12 protein-coding genes are annotated in these 15,053 nt (G+C 72.5%); 2 read left to right on the forward strand and 10 right to left on the reverse strand.

Features of this window, described 5'->3' with window-relative positions; translation table 11 throughout:
• Window positions 1-11: 11 nt before the first annotated feature.
• The 3 genes from BS73_RS08650 to pgsA form a co-directional block, all read right to left on the reverse strand.
• Complete coding sequence (locus tag BS73_RS08650; protein WP_037570855.1) at window positions 12-1,175, reverse strand: glycosyltransferase family 4 protein; 1,164 nt, start codon at window positions 1,173-1,175, stop codon at window positions 12-14.
• Complete coding sequence (locus BS73_RS08655) at window positions 1,172-2,092, reverse strand: phosphatidylinositol mannoside acyltransferase (protein ID WP_200886776.1); 921 nt, start codon at window positions 2,090-2,092, stop codon at window positions 1,172-1,174. The genes BS73_RS08650 and BS73_RS08655 overlap by 4 nt, the downstream gene beginning before the upstream one ends.
• A gap of 323 nt (window positions 2,093-2,415) precedes the next feature.
• Entirely contained in the window at window positions 2,416-3,183 is a 768-nt protein-coding gene (gene pgsA / locus BS73_RS08660) for a phosphatidylinositol phosphate synthase (RefSeq protein ID WP_084703908.1), read from the reverse strand.
• Between the two features lie 270 nt (window positions 3,184-3,453).
• Here pgsA and BS73_RS08665 point away from each other — a divergent pair, with 270 nt between their 5' ends.
• Both BS73_RS08665 and BS73_RS08670 read left to right on the forward strand, forming a co-directional pair.
• Entirely contained in the window at window positions 3,454-5,673 is a 2,220-nt protein-coding gene (locus tag BS73_RS08665; protein WP_037570857.1) for an elongation factor G-like protein EF-G2, read from the forward strand.
• A 223-nt stretch (window positions 5,674-5,896) separates the two neighbouring features.
• On the forward strand, window positions 5,897-7,558 hold the full coding sequence (locus BS73_RS08670; RefSeq protein ID WP_037570860.1) for a hypothetical protein: 1,662 nt from the start codon (window positions 5,897-5,899) through the stop codon (window positions 7,556-7,558).
• Between the two features lie 48 nt (window positions 7,559-7,606).
• On the opposite strand, the gene BS73_RS08675 is transcribed toward BS73_RS08670, so the two are convergent.
• The 7 genes from BS73_RS08675 to thrS all read right to left on the reverse strand — a co-directional run bounded on the left by BS73_RS08675 (window position 7,607) and on the right by thrS (window position 15,016).
• Window positions 7,607-8,779 (reverse strand): thiolase family protein, encoded by a 1,173-nt coding sequence (locus BS73_RS08675; RefSeq protein ID WP_037570864.1) that lies wholly within the window; start codon window positions 8,777-8,779, stop codon window positions 7,607-7,609.
• A 90-nt stretch (window positions 8,780-8,869) separates the two neighbouring features.
• Entirely contained in the window at window positions 8,870-9,637 is a 768-nt protein-coding gene (locus tag BS73_RS08680) for a crotonase/enoyl-CoA hydratase family protein (RefSeq protein ID WP_037570866.1), read from the reverse strand.
• Between the two features lie 40 nt (window positions 9,638-9,677).
• Window positions 9,678-10,445, reverse strand: coding sequence for a 3-hydroxyacyl-CoA dehydrogenase (locus BS73_RS08685; RefSeq protein ID WP_037570868.1), 768 nt, complete (start codon window positions 10,443-10,445; stop codon window positions 9,678-9,680).
• 36 nt (window positions 10,446-10,481) lie between these two features.
• On the reverse strand, window positions 10,482-11,648 hold the full coding sequence (locus BS73_RS08690) for an acyl-CoA dehydrogenase family protein (RefSeq protein WP_037570870.1): 1,167 nt from the start codon (window positions 11,646-11,648) through the stop codon (window positions 10,482-10,484).
• A 123-nt stretch (window positions 11,649-11,771) separates the two neighbouring features.
• On the reverse strand, window positions 11,772-12,359 hold the full coding sequence (locus BS73_RS08695) for a TetR/AcrR family transcriptional regulator (protein ID WP_037570872.1): 588 nt from the start codon (window positions 12,357-12,359) through the stop codon (window positions 11,772-11,774).
• A 51-nt stretch (window positions 12,360-12,410) separates the two neighbouring features.
• Window positions 12,411-12,974 carry an HIT family protein gene (locus BS73_RS08700; protein WP_037570874.1) on the reverse strand — a complete coding sequence of 188 codons (564 nt, stop codon included), beginning with the start codon at window positions 12,972-12,974 and terminating at the stop codon, window positions 12,411-12,413.
• A gap of 65 nt (window positions 12,975-13,039) precedes the next feature.
• Complete coding sequence (gene thrS / locus BS73_RS08705) at window positions 13,040-15,016, reverse strand: threonine--tRNA ligase (RefSeq protein WP_037570877.1); 1,977 nt, start codon at window positions 15,014-15,016, stop codon at window positions 13,040-13,042.
• Between the last annotated feature and the right edge of the window lie 37 nt (window positions 15,017-15,053).

Consider the following 15,053-nt stretch of genomic DNA (forward strand, 5'->3'; position numbering starts at 1 on the left):
CCGACACCGGGTCAGTCGCCGCCCGGCAGGCGTCCGCCGCGCTCGCCGCGCGGGTCCGGCGCCGCGTGGACCGCCGCCTCGCCCTCGGTGACCGTCTCGTACACGGAGAGGATGTCGGCGCCCACCGTCGACCAGTCGTAGCGGCGCACCCGGCGGGACTCCGCCTCGCGCAGCTCCGCGCGCCGGCCGGCGTCCCCCAGCAGCCGGATCGCCGACTCGGCCAGCGCCTCGGCGTCCTCGTTCGGGAACAGCTCGCCGGCCGCTCCGCCGTCCAGCACCTGGCTGAACGCCTCCAGATCGGAGGCGAGCACGGGGGCGCCCGCGGACATCGCCTCGACCAGGATGATGCCGAAGCTCTCCCCGCCGGTGTTCGGCGCCACGTAGACGTCGACGCTGCGCAGCAGCCGCGCCTTGTCCTCGTCGGTGACCATGCCCAGGAACTCGATCCGCTCGCGGACCCGCTCCGGCAGGCCGGCCACCGCCTCCTCGGCGTCGCCGCGGCCGGCCACGATCAGCCGGGCGTCCGGATGCGCCTCCAGGATCCGCGGCATCGCCTTCATCAGGACCGGAAGTCCCTTGCGCGGCTCGCCGATCCGGCCGACGAAGCCGAGGGTCCCGCCCTGCCAGCGCGGCTCCGGTGCGGCGGCGGAGAAGAAGCCGACGTCGACGCCGTTGGGGATGACCACCGCGTCCCCGCCGAGGTGCTCGACGAGGGTGCGGCGGGCGTACTCGCTGACCGCGATCCGCGCGCGGATCTTCTCCAGCTGCGGCTGGAGGATGGTGTACGCGGCGGCCATCGCCCGGGAGCGCGGGTTGCTGGTGTGGAAGGTGGCGACGATCGGCCCGGTGGCCGCGTTGCAGGCCAGCAGGGAGAGGCTGGGCGAGGCCGGCTCGTGGACGTGGAGGACGTCGAAGCGCTGCTCGCGCAGCCAGCGGCGGATCCGGGCGGCCGAGATGAAGCCGAAGGTCAGCCGGGCCACCGAGCCGTTGTACGGGACCGGTATGGCCCGCCCGGCGGAGACCACGTAGGGCGGCAGGGCCGCGCTGTCGTCGGCCGGCGCGAGCACCGAGACGTGGTGACCCTGGGCCATCAGGTACTCGGCCAGGTCGCGGACGTGGAACTGCACGCCTCCGGGGATCTCCCAGGAGTACGGGCAGACGATGCCGATCCTCATCCGCGCGGCTCCCGCCGTGGGTCGAGGTCGGCGAGCCAGTAGCGGGAGAGCATGTGCCAGTCCTGCGGGTGCTCCTTGATCGCCTCGGCCCAGACGTCCGCGAGGGACTGGGTCATCGCGGCGATCTTCTCCTTGCGGGTGCCGGTCCGCGGGACCTCGATCTCCTCGTGGACCATCCCCTGCATCACCGGGTTCTCCCCGTCGAACCAGAGGCTGACCGGCAGGAGGGCGGCGCCGGTGCCGACGGCGAGGGCGGCGGGCCCCGCGGGCATCCGGGTGGCCTCGTCCATGAAGCTCACCTCGATGCCGGACTCCGAGAGGTCCCGGTCGCCGACCAGGCAGACCAGGCCGCCCTTGCGGAGCCGGCGGGCGAGCAGCGCCATGGTGGCCGCGCCGCCGGTGAGCGGCAGCACCTCCATGCCGAGTCCCTCGCGGTAGGCGACGAACCTGTCGAAGAGCTTCTCCGGCTTCAGCCGCTCGGCGACGGTGGTGAACTCCAGGCCCCGGGCGACGACCCAGGCGCCGGCCAGGTCCCAGTTGGCCATGTGCGGCAGGGCGAAGACCACCCCGCGGCCGGCCTCTATGTTCTGGTCGAGGCGCTCGACGTGCTGCGGGGCGAAGGAGGTGCGGATCCGGTCCTTCGACCAGACCGGCAGCCGGAACGACTCCAGCCAGTACCGCATGTAGCTGCGCATGCCGAGCCGGACCAGCTCGGTCAGCTCGGCGTCGGTCGCCTTGGGGCGGACCCGGCGGAGGTTGGCCTCCAGACGCTGGACGCGCGGGCCGCGGCGGCGGGCGGCGTAGTCGCCGAGCCCGGCGAAGAGCCGCCGCGCGACCGGCTCGGGCAGCCGCTTCACCAGACCCCAACCGGCGGCGTACGCCAGGTAGTTGGCCTCGTCCGCAAGCCGGCTGGGCAGCGACGGCCGCTCCCCGCCCGCTCCGTCCGCGGCGCCCGCCCGGGCCCGGCCGGCGGCGGCCGCTTGCGGGCCGGCCTTGGCGGGCTCGGCGGGCTCGGCGGGCTCGGCCGAGGGAGTGCCGGCGGCGGCGGACTCGCCGACGGATCCGGCGGACGCCGGCCGCTCGGCCGGAGCCGCCTCGGCCGGTGCCCCCTCTGCGGCCGGCCCCTCGGTGGGAGACCCCTCAGCGGCCGCGGATTCCACCGGCGCCGGGCCGGCGGGCGCCGGGTCCGCGGACGCCGGGGCGGGTGAGGTGTCTTCGGGGTCTTCTGACCGGTCGGGCGTCATGCCCTGGCCCCCTTCTGGTGATCGGGCTGGTCGGCGTTCGGCTGCTGGGCGGCGGCGTCCTGGCCGGCGGCGGAGCCGCTCGCGGGCGGGGTGCCGGGAGCGGAGCCGGCCGCCACCGCCGCGCGCTCCGCCGCGTCCGCCTCAGCCGCCTCGCGACGGACGGTGAGCATCCGCTGGAGGACGGTGACGAGGCTGCCGACGGAGATCAGCCAGAGGCCGATCGGGAGGGCCCAGCCGAGGACCGGGACGCCGAAGTCGCGGTGGAGACCGGTGAATCCGATCGCGAAGAGGCCGATCACCAGCCGCTCGGCGCGCTCCACCACCCCGTTGACGTCGCACTTCAGGCCGACGCTCTCGGCCCGGGCCTTGGTGTAGGAGACGACCTGGCCGCTGGCCAGGCAGAAGATCGCCAGCGCGGCGTAGAGGTCGTCGTTCCCCTTGCCCGCGTACCACATGGCGATCCCGCCGAAGATCACCGCGTCCCCGACCCGGTCCAGCGTGGAGTCCAGAAAGGCCCCGAACTTGCTGGTGCGCCCGGACTGCCGGGCCATGTTCCCGTCGACCAGGTCGGAGAAGATGAACAGGGTGATGATGATCGTTCCCCAGAAGAACGAGCCCCGGGGATAGAAGCACAGCGCCCCCACCACCACGCCCGCCGTGCCGACCAGGGTGACTGCGTCCGGGCTGACGCCGAGCCGCAGCAGGAACGCCGCGAACGGGTTGAGCACCTTGGTGAAGAAAGCACGCGCGTATTTGTTGAGCATGGCCTTTCGGACCGCTCCGATCTCATCGCCGATGGGACGGCTCATGGTACTTGCGCGGGTGCTCACTACGGCGCGAGGGCGCACCGGGGGGCGTGCGGCGTGCCGGACAGCGGAATCCGTCCGCCCGCGGAGCTGACAGTTCTATGGACCTCGGGCGACGGCGGTGGAAAGCTCGCTGGTACCGCGGGTTTCGCGAGGGTCCTGCCCCACCCCGGCGGTCTCCCGTGGCGATCGGTCCATGCCTGCACGCGACGCGGTGAGGAGTCAATCATGGCCGACAGAGGAACCGCCCCCGCGCGAGCCGCCGGAGGCGCACCGGCGGCCGACCGGCCGTCCCGGATCCGGAACGTCGCGCTGGTCGGCCACAGCGGAGCCGGAAAGACCACCCTGGTGGAATCGCTCGCCCTGGCCACCGGTGCCCTCACCAGGGCCGGCCGGGTGCAGGACGGCACGACGGTCTCCGACCACGACGAGATCGAGCACCGGCAGCAGCGCTCGGTGCAGCTCTCCCTGGTCCCGGTCGAGCACGCCGGGATCAAGGTCAACCTCCTGGACACCCCCGGCTACGGGGATTTCACCGGAGAGCTCCGGGCCGGGCTGCGGGCCGCCGACGCCGCCCTCTTCGTCCTCTCCGCCACCGACTCCGCCGCCGGCATCGACGGGCCGACCCGGCTGCTGTGGGAGGAATGCGCGGCGGTCGGGATGCCCAGGGCCGTGGTGGTGACCAAACTGGACGGCCCGCAGGCCGACTTCGAGGCCATGGTCGAGCACATCCGGGAGGCGCTCGGCGGCGACGACCCGGAATCGGTGCTCCCGCTCTACCTCCCGCTCCGCTCCCCCGGCGCGCCCCCGCACGGCCTGGTCGGCCTGCTCGGCGGGCGGGCGTACGACTACAGCGGCGGCACCCGCACCGAGTCGGACCCCGACCCGGGTCTGGACGGCCGGATCGAGGAGGCCCGCAACCGGCTGATCGAGGGGATCATCGCGGAGAGCGAGGACGAGTCCCTGATGGACCGCTACCTCGCCGGCGAGGACCTGGACACCAAGACCCTGATCGACGACCTGGAGCAGGCGGTCGCCCGCGGGTCCTTCCACCCGGTGCTGTTCGCCCTGCCACCCGCCGAGGGCGCCAGGCAGGGGCTCGGCACCGCGGAGCTGCTCGAGGTCGTCACCTCGGCCTTCCCCTCCCCCGCCGAGCACCCGATGCCCGAACTCTCCAGCTGCGACGGCAGGTCGAGGCCCACCGCCGAGGTGGTCTGCGACCCGGGCGGGCCGCTGGTCGCCGAGGTGGTGAAGACCAGCGGCGACCCGTACGTGGGCCGCCTCAGCCTGGTCCGGGTGTTCTCCGGGACGCTCCGCCAGGACGCCCAGGTGCACGTCTCGGGGCACGGCCTGGCCGACCGCGGGCACGAGGACCACGACGTGGACGAGCGGATCGGCGCCCTCTCCTCCCCGTTCGGCAAGACGCTGCGGTCCGTCGAGTCCGGGGTGGCCGGGGACATCGTCTGCGTGGCCAAGCTGGCCCGGGCCGAGACCGGGGACACCCTCTCCGACCCGGACCGGCCGCTGCTGATGGCCGCCTGGGAGATGCCCGAGCCGCTGCTGCCGATCGCCGTCGAGGCGCACTCCAAGGCCGACGAGGACAAGCTCTCCCAGGGGCTGGGCCGGCTGGTCGCCGAGGACCCGACGCTGCGCCTGGAGCAGAACCAGGAGACCCGCCAGCTGGTCCTCTGGTGCCTGGGCGAGGCGCACGCCGACGTGCTGCTGGAGCGGCTGCGCACCCGCTACGGGGTGCAGGTGGACCCGGTGCCGTACCGGGTGCCGCTGCGGGAGACCTTCGCCGGGGCGGCGGCCGCCCGGGGCCGGCACGTCAAGCAGTCCGGCGGGCACGGCCAGTACGCCATCTGCGACATCGAGGTGGAGCCGCTGCCGGGCGGCGGCGGCTTCGAGTTCGTCGACCGGGTGGTCGGCGGAGCGGTGCCGCGGCAGTTCATCCCCTCGGTGGAGAAGGGCGTACGGGCCCAGCTGGAGAAGGGCGTCCGGGCCGGCTACCCGGTGGTCGACGTCCGGGTGACCCTGGTCGACGGCAAGGCGCACTCGGTGGACTCCTCGGACGCCGCCTTCCAGACCGCGGGCGCGCTCGCCCTGCGGGAGGCCGCGGCCAAGGCCGAGATCAGCCTGCTGGAGCCGGTCGCCGAGGTCCGGGTGCTGATGCCGGACGACTACGTGGGTGCGGTGATGAGCGACCTGTCCTCGCGCCGCGGCCGGGTGCTCGGCACCGAGCCGGTCGGCGACGGACTGCGCGGCGGCGGCGGCGGCCGCACCCTGGTCCGCGCCGAGGTGCCGGAGGTGGAGATCGTCCGGTACGCGGTCGACCTGCGCTCGTTGACCCACGGGACCGGCCGGTTCTCCCGCGCCTACGCCCGGCACGAGCCGATGCCGCCCGCCGTGGCGGCCCGGCTCACCGCCGAGGACGCGCAGGAGAAGTGACCCGGCGGCGCCCGTCCGGCCCCCCGGCAGGAGCGGGGCCGGGCGGGCGCCGGGCGGTCGGGAACGCGCCCCGGCGCATCGGCGTACCGGCGAATCTCCGCCGATCACGCCGTTTGATCGCCAACGGTAGGGTGGGCGTGGGATCGTGACAGCGACTCAGATTCGGGGTAACCCGATTCTGGGAACTGCGGGGATGCTCGGCGTCGGGGCGGGAGGGACGAGCGTGACGACAGGGTTCGACTTCAGCCCGGGGGCGCAGGTACCGCGCACCGACGTCCCGTCGCAGCTCGGCGTGACCAACGCGCTGGCCACCGGCGCGTACCGGGACGGTCCGGCGGACGACCTCACCGCGCTCCGCCCGGACGTGGAGCAGAAGCACCGCCCGCGGCGGGGGATCTTCGCCCCCAACTTCGGGGAGGCGTTCAGCCGGGCCGTGCTGGCCCGCACCCTCGGCAGCGGCCGGGCCCCGCTGGTGCCGTCCTTCGGCACCGACCCCCGGATAGTCGTCGAGCACTGCCTGGAGGCCGAGCAGCTGAGACGGGACCGGGACCGGAGGCTCACCGCGGTCACCGCGGTCGCCGGCCTGCTGTTCCTGCCCGGCACGCTGCTCTGGCTGCTCGCCTTCCAGCTGCGGGCGCTGGTCAGCCGCGGAGAGCGCGGCGCGGCCCGGGAGAACTTCTACGGCGGCCTGGCCTTCCTGATCATCGCGGTACTCGCCGCCTATCTCGCCTACAGCCCGCCGGCGAGCGGCTTCTGGGGGTTCTACCTGCGAATCGTCCTCCTGGTGCCGATAGCCGGCTGGTACTGGGCCAGGCGGATCTGCATCCGTTCCACGGACGAGCTCCGCGCCCGCTGGTCGGCCCTGCTGGAGGGCGGCGGCGCGGTGGTCGGACCCACCGTCCCCTCGGCGGTGCCGCGCGGGCCGGAGGACACCAAGCGCGAGCAGCTGCGCACCCAGCTCGCGGGGCTCCTCTCCGAGCAGGAGACCAACGTCCTCCACTACGCCGGGCGCAAGGGCGTGCTGGGCCTGGGGGCGCGCTGGGGCGTCTGGCAGCTGGCCGAGGAGCTGCGGCCGGCCGAGGGGCAGAGCGAGTTCCATCCGTTCCGGGCCTGGGACGTGGTGCGGCGGATCGAGGACCGGCTCAAGACCCTCAACCGGGGCGCGGTCACCGACGCCGGGATCCCCCACCCGCTCACCCACCACTGGGTGGTGCTGCCGGTGGACGAGGGCGCCGACTCGATCGGCCGGCCGGCCGGGCCGGAGATGGACGGGCCGCGGATGCGGCCGTTCAACATCGAGCAGACCTGCAACGCGCAGCGCTTCGGACTCGGTCCGCGGCACTATCTGAGTGTCCAGTTCGTGCTCTGGGAAGGGCAGTTGGTGGTCACCCTGATGATCACCGTGACGCTGCTCCACAACACCCTGCGGCTGGAGGTCACCGGGCACGCGCTCGGGCCGGTGGACAAGCAGTTCATGGGCAAGCCGAAGCCGCGCACCGAGACCGTCGCCAAGACCGGCAAGTTCTGGGAGCAGCGCACCCGGCAGCTGCCGCTGCTCACCAACGACGAGGTGGTGCGGCTGACCGTGCGGGCGCCGTTCACCTGGAGCCCGGGGCTGCTGGACTGGCTGGGCGGCCGGGTCACCCTGCCGGAGCCGTTCGGGCTGCGCTATGCGTGGGTGTCCCGGCCGTGGACCCACCGCTTCATGGCGGACGACGCGATCCGGGTGGCCACACCGGTGCTGCGGGCCGTCCACTCCGCCGCCATCGAGTACCTCGCCGAGCAGGGCGTGGACCTGACCCGCTTCGACGCGCGCTCGCTGATGCTGAGCAACGAGGTCCAGAGCGCGAAGCCGGGCCGGGCGGACGTCTACGACGCCGACTAGGCCACGACCCCTGGAGTCGGCGCGCGACTCCAGGGGTCACGCCGGGAGCTACAACAGTTCCAGCACCGTGGCGTTGGCCATGCCGCCGCCCTCGCACATGGACTGCAGGCCGAACTGGATGTCGTTGGCCTTCATGTGGTGGATGAGGGTGGTCATCAGCCGCGCACCGGACGCGCCCAGCGGGTGGCCCAGCGCCATCGCGCCGCCGTTGGGGTTGAGCTTCTCGTAGTCCGCGCCGAGTTCGCGCTGCCAGCCCAGCGACACCGGCGCGAAGGCCTCGTTGACCTCGTAGGCGCCGAAGTCGCCGATGCCCAGGCCGGAACGCTGGAGCAGCTTGCGGGTGGCCGGGATCGGGCCCTTCAGCATGGTGATCGGGTCGGCCCCGACCACCGTCCCGGTGTGGAAGCGGGCGATCGGCGTCCAGCCGTTGGCCCGCGCCACCTCGCCGGTGGTGATCAGCAGCGCCGCCGCACCGTCCGAGATCTGCGAGGAGTTGCCGGCCGAGATCACGCCGTCCTCCTTGAACGGCGTCTTCAGCGCGGCCAGCTTCTCCAGGCTGCCGCCCGGCCGAATGCCCTCGTCGGTGTCGACGACCCGGCTCCCGCCGTCCTCGGTCGGCACGGTGACCGGCGCGATCTGCGACTTGAACCGGCCCTCCGCCACCGCCCGCGCCGCCCGCGCGTGCGAGTCCAGCGCGTGCTGGTCGAGGTCGGCCCGGGTGAAGCCGAACTCCTCGGCGATCATCTCGGCGCCGATCCCCTGGTTGAAGCGGAAGTGGTCGTACCGCTCCCCCACCAGCGGGCCGAACGGCTTGCCCTGCGAGCTGTCACCGCGGGTGGAGCCCATCGGCACCCGGGACATCATCTCCACTCCGCCGGCCACCGCGATGTCGTACTGGCCGGCGATCACCCCGGCCGCGACCTGGTGGACGGCCTGCTGGGAGGAGCCGCACTGCCGGTCGATGGTCAGCCCCGGGACGTGCTCCGGCCAGCCGGCCGCCAGCACCGCGTACCGGCCGACGCAGCCGGCCTGCTCGCCGACCTGGGAGACGCAGCCCCAGACCACGTCGTCCACCGTGCCCGGGTCCAGCCCGTTCCGCTCGGCCAGGGCCTTGAGGATGTGCGCGGACAGGTCCACCGGGTGCACCCCGGACAGCGCGCCGCCCGGCTTGCCTCGGCCGACCGGGGTGCGGACGGCGTCCACGATCACCGCGTCACGCATGGCTGATCTCCTCCTGATTGACGGTCGATGGTTCGGCGGCGAGTTCGCGCAGCCGGGTCTCGGGCACCCTGCCCCCGCGGAGCCCGGCGCTCATCGCCCCTGCCAGCGCGGGGCGCGCTTCTCGGCGAAGGCGCGGGCGCCCTCCCTGGCGTCCTCGCTCTCCTGGTTGATGGCGACGGCCAGCGGCTTCTGCCGCTCCCAGGCCTCCTCCTCGGTCCAGTACTGCGACCGGGACATCAGCTCCTTGGAGGCCCGGACGGCCAGCGGGCCGTTGGCGGCGATCGCCGCCGCCAGCCGCTTGGCCTCGGCGAGCGCCCCGCCCGGCTCGGTGAGCCGGTTGACCAGACCGTAGTGGTGGGCCCGCGGGGCCTCCAGGAACTCGCCGGTCAGGGCCAGTTCGAGGGCCACCTGGTACGGCAGCCGCCGCTGCAGCCGGAGCAGCCCGCCGCCGGCGGCGAGCAGCCCGCGCTTCACCTCGGGGATGCCGAACTTCGCGTTCTCGGCGGCCACCACCAGGTCGCAGGCGAGCACCGCCTCGCAGCCGCCGGCCAGGGCGTACCCCTCGACGGCCGCGATCAGCGGCTTCTTCGGCGGGGCCTGGACCAGGCCGAGGAAGCCCCGCCCGGAGACCACCGGGCGCTCCCCGGCCAGAAAGGCCTTGAGGTCCATCCCGGAGCAGAACGTCCCCTCGGCCCCGGTGAGAACGCCCACGACCAGGTCGTCGCGCTTGTCCAGCTCCTCCATCGCGGCGGCCACGCCCTCGGACATCTCCAGGTTGGCCGCGTTGCGGGCCCGCGGCCGGTTGAGGGTGACGACGGCGACGCCGTCGGCGTACTCGGTCAGAACTGCGTCGGTCACTGTCTCTCTTCCTTCTTGGCGCTGCTCGGGAGGGCCCGGCCTACTTCGGGGCCATCCGGATGGCGCCGTCGAGGCGGATCACCTCTCCGTTGAGCATCCCGTTCTCGACGATGTGCGCGGCCAGCGCGGCGAACTCGGCGGGGTCGCCCAGCCGGCTCGGATGCGGGACCTGCCTGCCGAGCGAGGCCCGGACCTCCTCGGGGGCCTTGCCGAGCAGCGGGGTGTCGAAGGTGCCGGGGGCGATGGTGACCACCCGGACCGCCCGGCCGGCCAGATCGCGGGCGATCGGCAGGGTCATCCCGACGATGCCGCCCTTGGAGGCGGAGTACGCGCACTGGCCGATCTGGCCGTCGAAGGCGGCCACCGAGGCGGTGTTGACCACGACCCCGCGGTCCCCGTCCACCGGCTCGTTCTCCACCATCCGCGCGGCCGCCAGCCGGATCACGTTGAAGGTGCCGATCAGGTTGACCGTGACCACCTTGGCGAACCGGTCCAGCGGGTACGGCCCCTGCCTGCCGACCGTACGGGCCGGTCCGCTGCCGATGCCGGCGCAGTTGACGGTGATCCGCAGCGGGGCGCCCTCGGCCGCCAGGTCGACCGCGCGCTGGACGTCCTCCTCGCTGGTGACGTCGCCGGGCGCGAAGACCGCGCGCTCGCCCAGTTCCTTCGCCACCTGGGCGCCCTCCGAGGAGGGCAGGTCGAGCAGCACGACCCGGGCCGCGCCACCGGCCAGCAGCCTCCTGGCGGTGGCCAGGCCGAGCCCGGAGGCCCCGCCGGTGATCAGCGCGGAGGCGCCTTCGATACGCATGGAGAAACCTTTCGGAGTGGAGGGAACGGGCGGTGCTCAGCGGCCGGCGAGGCCGAGGGACTTGGCGATGATGGTCTTCATCACCTCGTTGGTGCCGCCGAAGATCCGGGAGACCCGGGTGTCGGCGTAGAGGCGGGCGATCGGGTACTCGCGCATGTAGCCGTAGCCGCCGTGCAGCTGGAGGCACCTGTCGATGACCCGGCCCGCGGTCTCCGTGCAGAACAGCTTCGCCCGGGCGGCGTCCGCGACCCCCAGCTCGCCCTGGTCGTGGAGTTCCAGCGCCCGGTCCGCCATCAGCCGGGCGGCGGTCGCCTCGGTGTCGCACTCGGCCAGCACGAACTTGGTGTTCTGGAAACCGGCCACCGGTCTGCCGAAGACCAGCCGCTGGTTGACGTAGTCGGTGGCGAAGCGGACGGCGGACTCGGCCGCGGCGGCGCCGCCCAGCGCGATGGACAGCCGCTCCTGCGGGAGGTTGTGGGTGAGGTAGGAGAAGCCCCTGCCCTCCTCGCCGAGGAGGTTCTCGGCCGGCACCCGGACGTCGGTGAAGGAGAGCTCGGCGGTGTCGTTGGCGAACAGCCCGATCTTCTCCAGCTTGCGGCCGACCGCGTAGCCCTCGCTCCTGGTGTCCACGACCAGGAGGGAGAGCCCGGCCCGCCGGTCCTCGGGGGTGGCCGGCGAGGTCCGGCAGACCACCAGCGCCAGATCGGCCAGCACGCCGCCGGTGATGAAGGTCTTCGCCCCGTTGAGGGTGTAGTAGGAGCCGTCCGCCGAGCGCTCCGCCCGGGTCTGGATGTTGGCGAGGTCGGAGCCGGTACCGGGCTCGGTCATCGCGATGCAGGTCATCAGCTCGCCGGAGGCCATCCCTGGCAGCCAGCGGGCCTTCTGCCCGGCGTCGGCGAACCTCAGGATGTACGGCAGGTTGACGGTGGAGTGCACCGACCAGGTACCGAAGGTGACGGCCGCCCGGCTGGTCTCCTCGATGGTGACGGCCGCGTAGCTGAACGAGGGCTCGCCGCCCCCGCCGTACTCCTCGGGGATCTGGAGTCCCAGCACGCCGAGCTCGCCCAGGCGCCGGTAGAACTCCTTCGGCGGATGTCCCAGCTGCTCCCACTCGGGGTAGACCGGTACGACCTCCTTCGCGATGAACTCGCGCAGCATGGCCCGGTAGGCCTCGTGTTCCTCGGTGAATATCGCTCGGCGCACGGGCGCGGCACCTCTCATCGGCGGCGATCACTACCACTCGAACGATCGTTAAGCTAACGCGCCGAAGCCCGCCTGTCCATGGTGACGCCGCCGGCCCCGCGCCCGCGGCGACCGCACCGGCCGCTACCGCCGGACCGGCCGCCACTCCACCAGCACCAGCGCCAACTCCACGTACCGGGAGGCCAGTTCGTCCACGGAGAGCTCTCCCTCCACGCGGTACCACTGGGCGATGGCATTGCACATCGCGATCACACTCCGGCGCGCGTCGTCCGGATACGGCGTACGGAAGACGCCCTGCGCCACCCCGTCCTCGATGATCTCCTGGAAGAGCGCGGTGCCGTCGTGCTGCCGCTTGCGGGCCGCCTCCCGGCGCTCCTCGGAGAGGTGCCGCCACTCCGCGATCAGCAGCTGGCTCTCCACCCGGCGCTCGGCCCGGTACCGGACGGTGGCCGCGACCATGGCGGACAGCCGCTCCCCCGGCTCCTCCCCGGCCTCGGCCAGGGCGCTGCGGCAGGCCGCGAAGAAGGCGTCCGAGCTCTCCTCGACCAGGGCGGCCAGCAGCTCGTCCTTGCCGGAGTAGTAGTGGTACATCGCGGACAGGCTCATCCCCGCCCGACGCGCGATGTCCCGCACGGACGTGCCGGTGAAGCCGCGCTCGGCGAACTCGGTGCGGGCGGCGTCGAGCAGGGCCTGGTGGCCGGTGGGTCGCATGGAGAACAGCTTAACGATCGTTCGGCCGCTTGGCCGGGCTACCTGACCGGACTAGTCCTCGGGCCAGGCCTCGGCCAGCGTCTTCCGGGTGTCCGCGAGGAGCTGCGGCAGCACCTTGGTGCGGCCCACCACCGGCATGAAGTTGGTGTCCCCGCCCCACCGCGGCACCACGTGCTGGTGGAGGTGGGCGGCGATGCCGGCACCGGCCACCGCTCCCTGGTTCATCCCGATATTGAAGCCGTGCGCCCCGGAGGCGGCCCGCAGCGCGGTCATCGCCTGCTTGGTCAGCTCGGCGACCTCCGCGGTCTCCACCGCGGTCAGCTCGGTGTAGTCGGCGACGTGCCGGTAGGGCACCGCCATCACATGGCCGCTGTTGTACGGGTACAGGTTGAGGACCACGAAGGCGTGCTCGCCGCGGCGGACGATCAGGCCGTCCTCGTCGCTCATCGAGGGGATGGTGCAGAACGGGCAGCCGTCCCCGGCCGCCGGCCCGGTGGGCTTGTTCTCGCCCTTGATGTAGGCCATGCGGTGAGGGGTCCACAGACGCCCGAAACCGTCCGGCTCTCCCGCGCCTTCCTGCAGCACCGACTCCTCGTTGGTCATGCTGATCAGCATAAGCGCAAGGGACGGGCCCCGTGGGCCCGCCCCTTGTTCAGGTTTCCGAACGACCTGACGGAGCGTCAGACCTGCGCACGCCGGGCGACCGCGTCGGCGATCTCGGCCAGCGCGTCCTCCTGCGCGACACCGTTCTTCTGCGAGCCGTCGCGGTAGCGGAAGGAGACGGTGCCGGCGCTCATGTCCTCGTCACCGACGATGACCATGAACGGCACCTTCTGCTTCTGCTGGGTGCGGATCTTCTTCTGCATCCGGTCCGAGGACGCGTCCACCTCGACCCGCAGCCCGCGCTCGCGCGCCTTCGCCGCGAACTCCTCCAGGTACGGGACGTGGGCGTCGCCGATCGGGATGCCGACCGCCTGCACCGGGGCCAGCCACGGCGGCATCGCGCCCGCGTAGTGCTCGATCAGCACGCCGAAGAAGCGCTCGATCGAGCCGAAGAGCGCCCGGTGGATCATCACCGGCTGCTGCCGCGAGCCGTCCGCCGCGGTGTACTCCAGGCCGAACCGGGCCGGCTGGTTGAAGTCCACCTGGATGGTCGACATCTGCCAGGACCGGCCGATCGCGTCCCTCGCCTGGACGGAGATCTTCGGGCCGTAGAAGGCCGCCCCGCCCGGGTCCGGCACCAGCGGCAGGCCCTGCTTCTCGGCCGCCTGGCGGAGCGCCTCGGTGGCCTCCTCCCAGGCCTCGTCCGAGCCGATGAACTTGTCCGACTCCGGGTCCCGGGTGGACAGCTCCAGCTCGAAGTCGTTCAGGCCGTAGTCCCGCAGCAGGTCCAGCACGAAGGTCAGCAGCGCGTCCAGCTCGTCCGGCATCTGCTCCTTGGTGCAGTAGATGTGCGAGTCGTCCTGGGTGAACCCGCGGGAGCGGGTCAGGCCGTGCACCACCCCGGACTTCTCGTACCGGTACACCGTGCCGAACTCGAAGAGCCGCAGCGGCAGTTCACGGTACGAACGGCCCCGGGCCTTGAAGATCAGGTTGTGCATCGGGCAGTTCATCGCCTTCAGGCGGTAGTTCTGCCCGTCGACCTCGATCGGCGGATAGTTCCCCTCCGCGTAGTGCGGGAGGTGCCCGGAGATCTCGAAGAGGTGCTCCTTGGTGATGTGCGGGGTGTTGACGAACTCGTACCCGCCCTCTTCGTGCCGCTTGCGGGAGTACTGCTCCATCTCCTTGCGGATGATCCCGCCCTTGGGGTGGAAGACCGCCAGGCCGGGGCCGAGCTCCTCCGGGAAGGAGAACAGGTCAAGCTCCGCGCCGAGCTTGCGGTGGTCGCGCTTCTCCGCCTCGGCGAGGAAGTCCAGGTACCCCTTGAGCTCGTCCTTGGTCGGCCAGGCGGTGCCGTAGATCCGCTGCAGCTGCGGGTTCTTCTCGCTGCCCCGCCAGTACGCGGCAGCCGAGCGCATCAGCCGGAAGGCCGGGATCCGGGTGGAAGGCAGGTGCGGACCCCGGCAGAGGTCCTTCCAGCACAGCTCGCCGGTCTTCGGGTCCAGGTTGTCGTAGATGGTCAGCTCGCCGGAGCCGACCTCGACGTCCGCGCCGTCGTCCGCGTTGGCGGCCGAGCCCTTGAGCCCGATCAGCTCCAGCTTGTACGGCTCGGCGGCGAGCTCGGCGCGGGCCTCCTCGTCGGTGACGACCCGGCGGGAGAACCGCTGGCCGCGCTTGACGATCTCGGTCATCTTCTTCTCGACGGCCTTGAGGTCCTCCGGGGTGAAGGGCTCGGCGACGTCGAAGTCGTAGTAGAAGCCGTCCTTGATCGGCGGGCCGATGCCGAGCTTGGCCTCCGGGAAGATCTCCTGGACGGCCTGGGCCATCACATGGGCGGTGGAGTGCCGCAGGATGTTGAGGCCGTCCTGGCTGGTGATCTCCACCGGCTCGACGACGTCGCCGTCCTTCGGCTGGTACGCGAGGTCCTTCAGCTCGCCGCCGACGCGGGCGGCGACGACCGACTTCTCCGGGAAGAGGTCGGCGGCCGTAGTGCCCGTGGTCACCACGCGCTCTTCCCGATCGGGTTCGCGACTGATGATCACACGGACGTCCGCCACCGGACTCTCCTGACTACTCGTACTTCCACGCTGGGCA

This window comes from Phaeacidiphilus oryzae TH49 (assembly GCF_000744815.1).
In the GTDB taxonomy this organism is placed as follows: Bacteria; Actinomycetota; Actinomycetes; order Streptomycetales; family Streptomycetaceae; genus Phaeacidiphilus; species Phaeacidiphilus oryzae.

What these genes read in the sequence shown, in the direction of transcription:
- BS73_RS08695 (WP_037570872.1), bottom strand. Translation starts at nt 12,359, where the DNA reads ATGCGACCCACCGGCCACCAGGCCCTGCTCGACGCCGCCCGCACCGAG.
- BS73_RS08685 (WP_037570868.1), bottom strand. Translation starts at nt 10,445, where the DNA reads ATGCGTATCGAAGGCGCCTCCGCGCTGATCACCGGCGGGGCCTCCGGG.
- pgsA (WP_084703908.1), bottom strand. Translation starts at nt 3,183, where the DNA reads ATGCTCAACAAATACGCGCGTGCTTTCTTCACCAAGGTGCTCAACCCG.
- BS73_RS08665 (WP_037570857.1), top strand. Translation starts at nt 3,454, where the DNA reads ATGGCCGACAGAGGAACCGCCCCCGCGCGAGCCGCCGGAGGCGCACCG.
- BS73_RS08675 (WP_037570864.1), bottom strand. Translation starts at nt 8,779, where the DNA reads ATGCGTGACGCGGTGATCGTGGACGCCGTCCGCACCCCGGTCGGCCGA.
- BS73_RS08700 (WP_037570874.1), bottom strand. Translation starts at nt 12,974, where the DNA reads ATGCTGATCAGCATGACCAACGAGGAGTCGGTGCTGCAGGAAGGCGCG.
- BS73_RS08650 (WP_037570855.1), bottom strand. Translation starts at nt 1,175, where the DNA reads ATGAGGATCGGCATCGTCTGCCCGTACTCCTGGGAGATCCCCGGAGGC.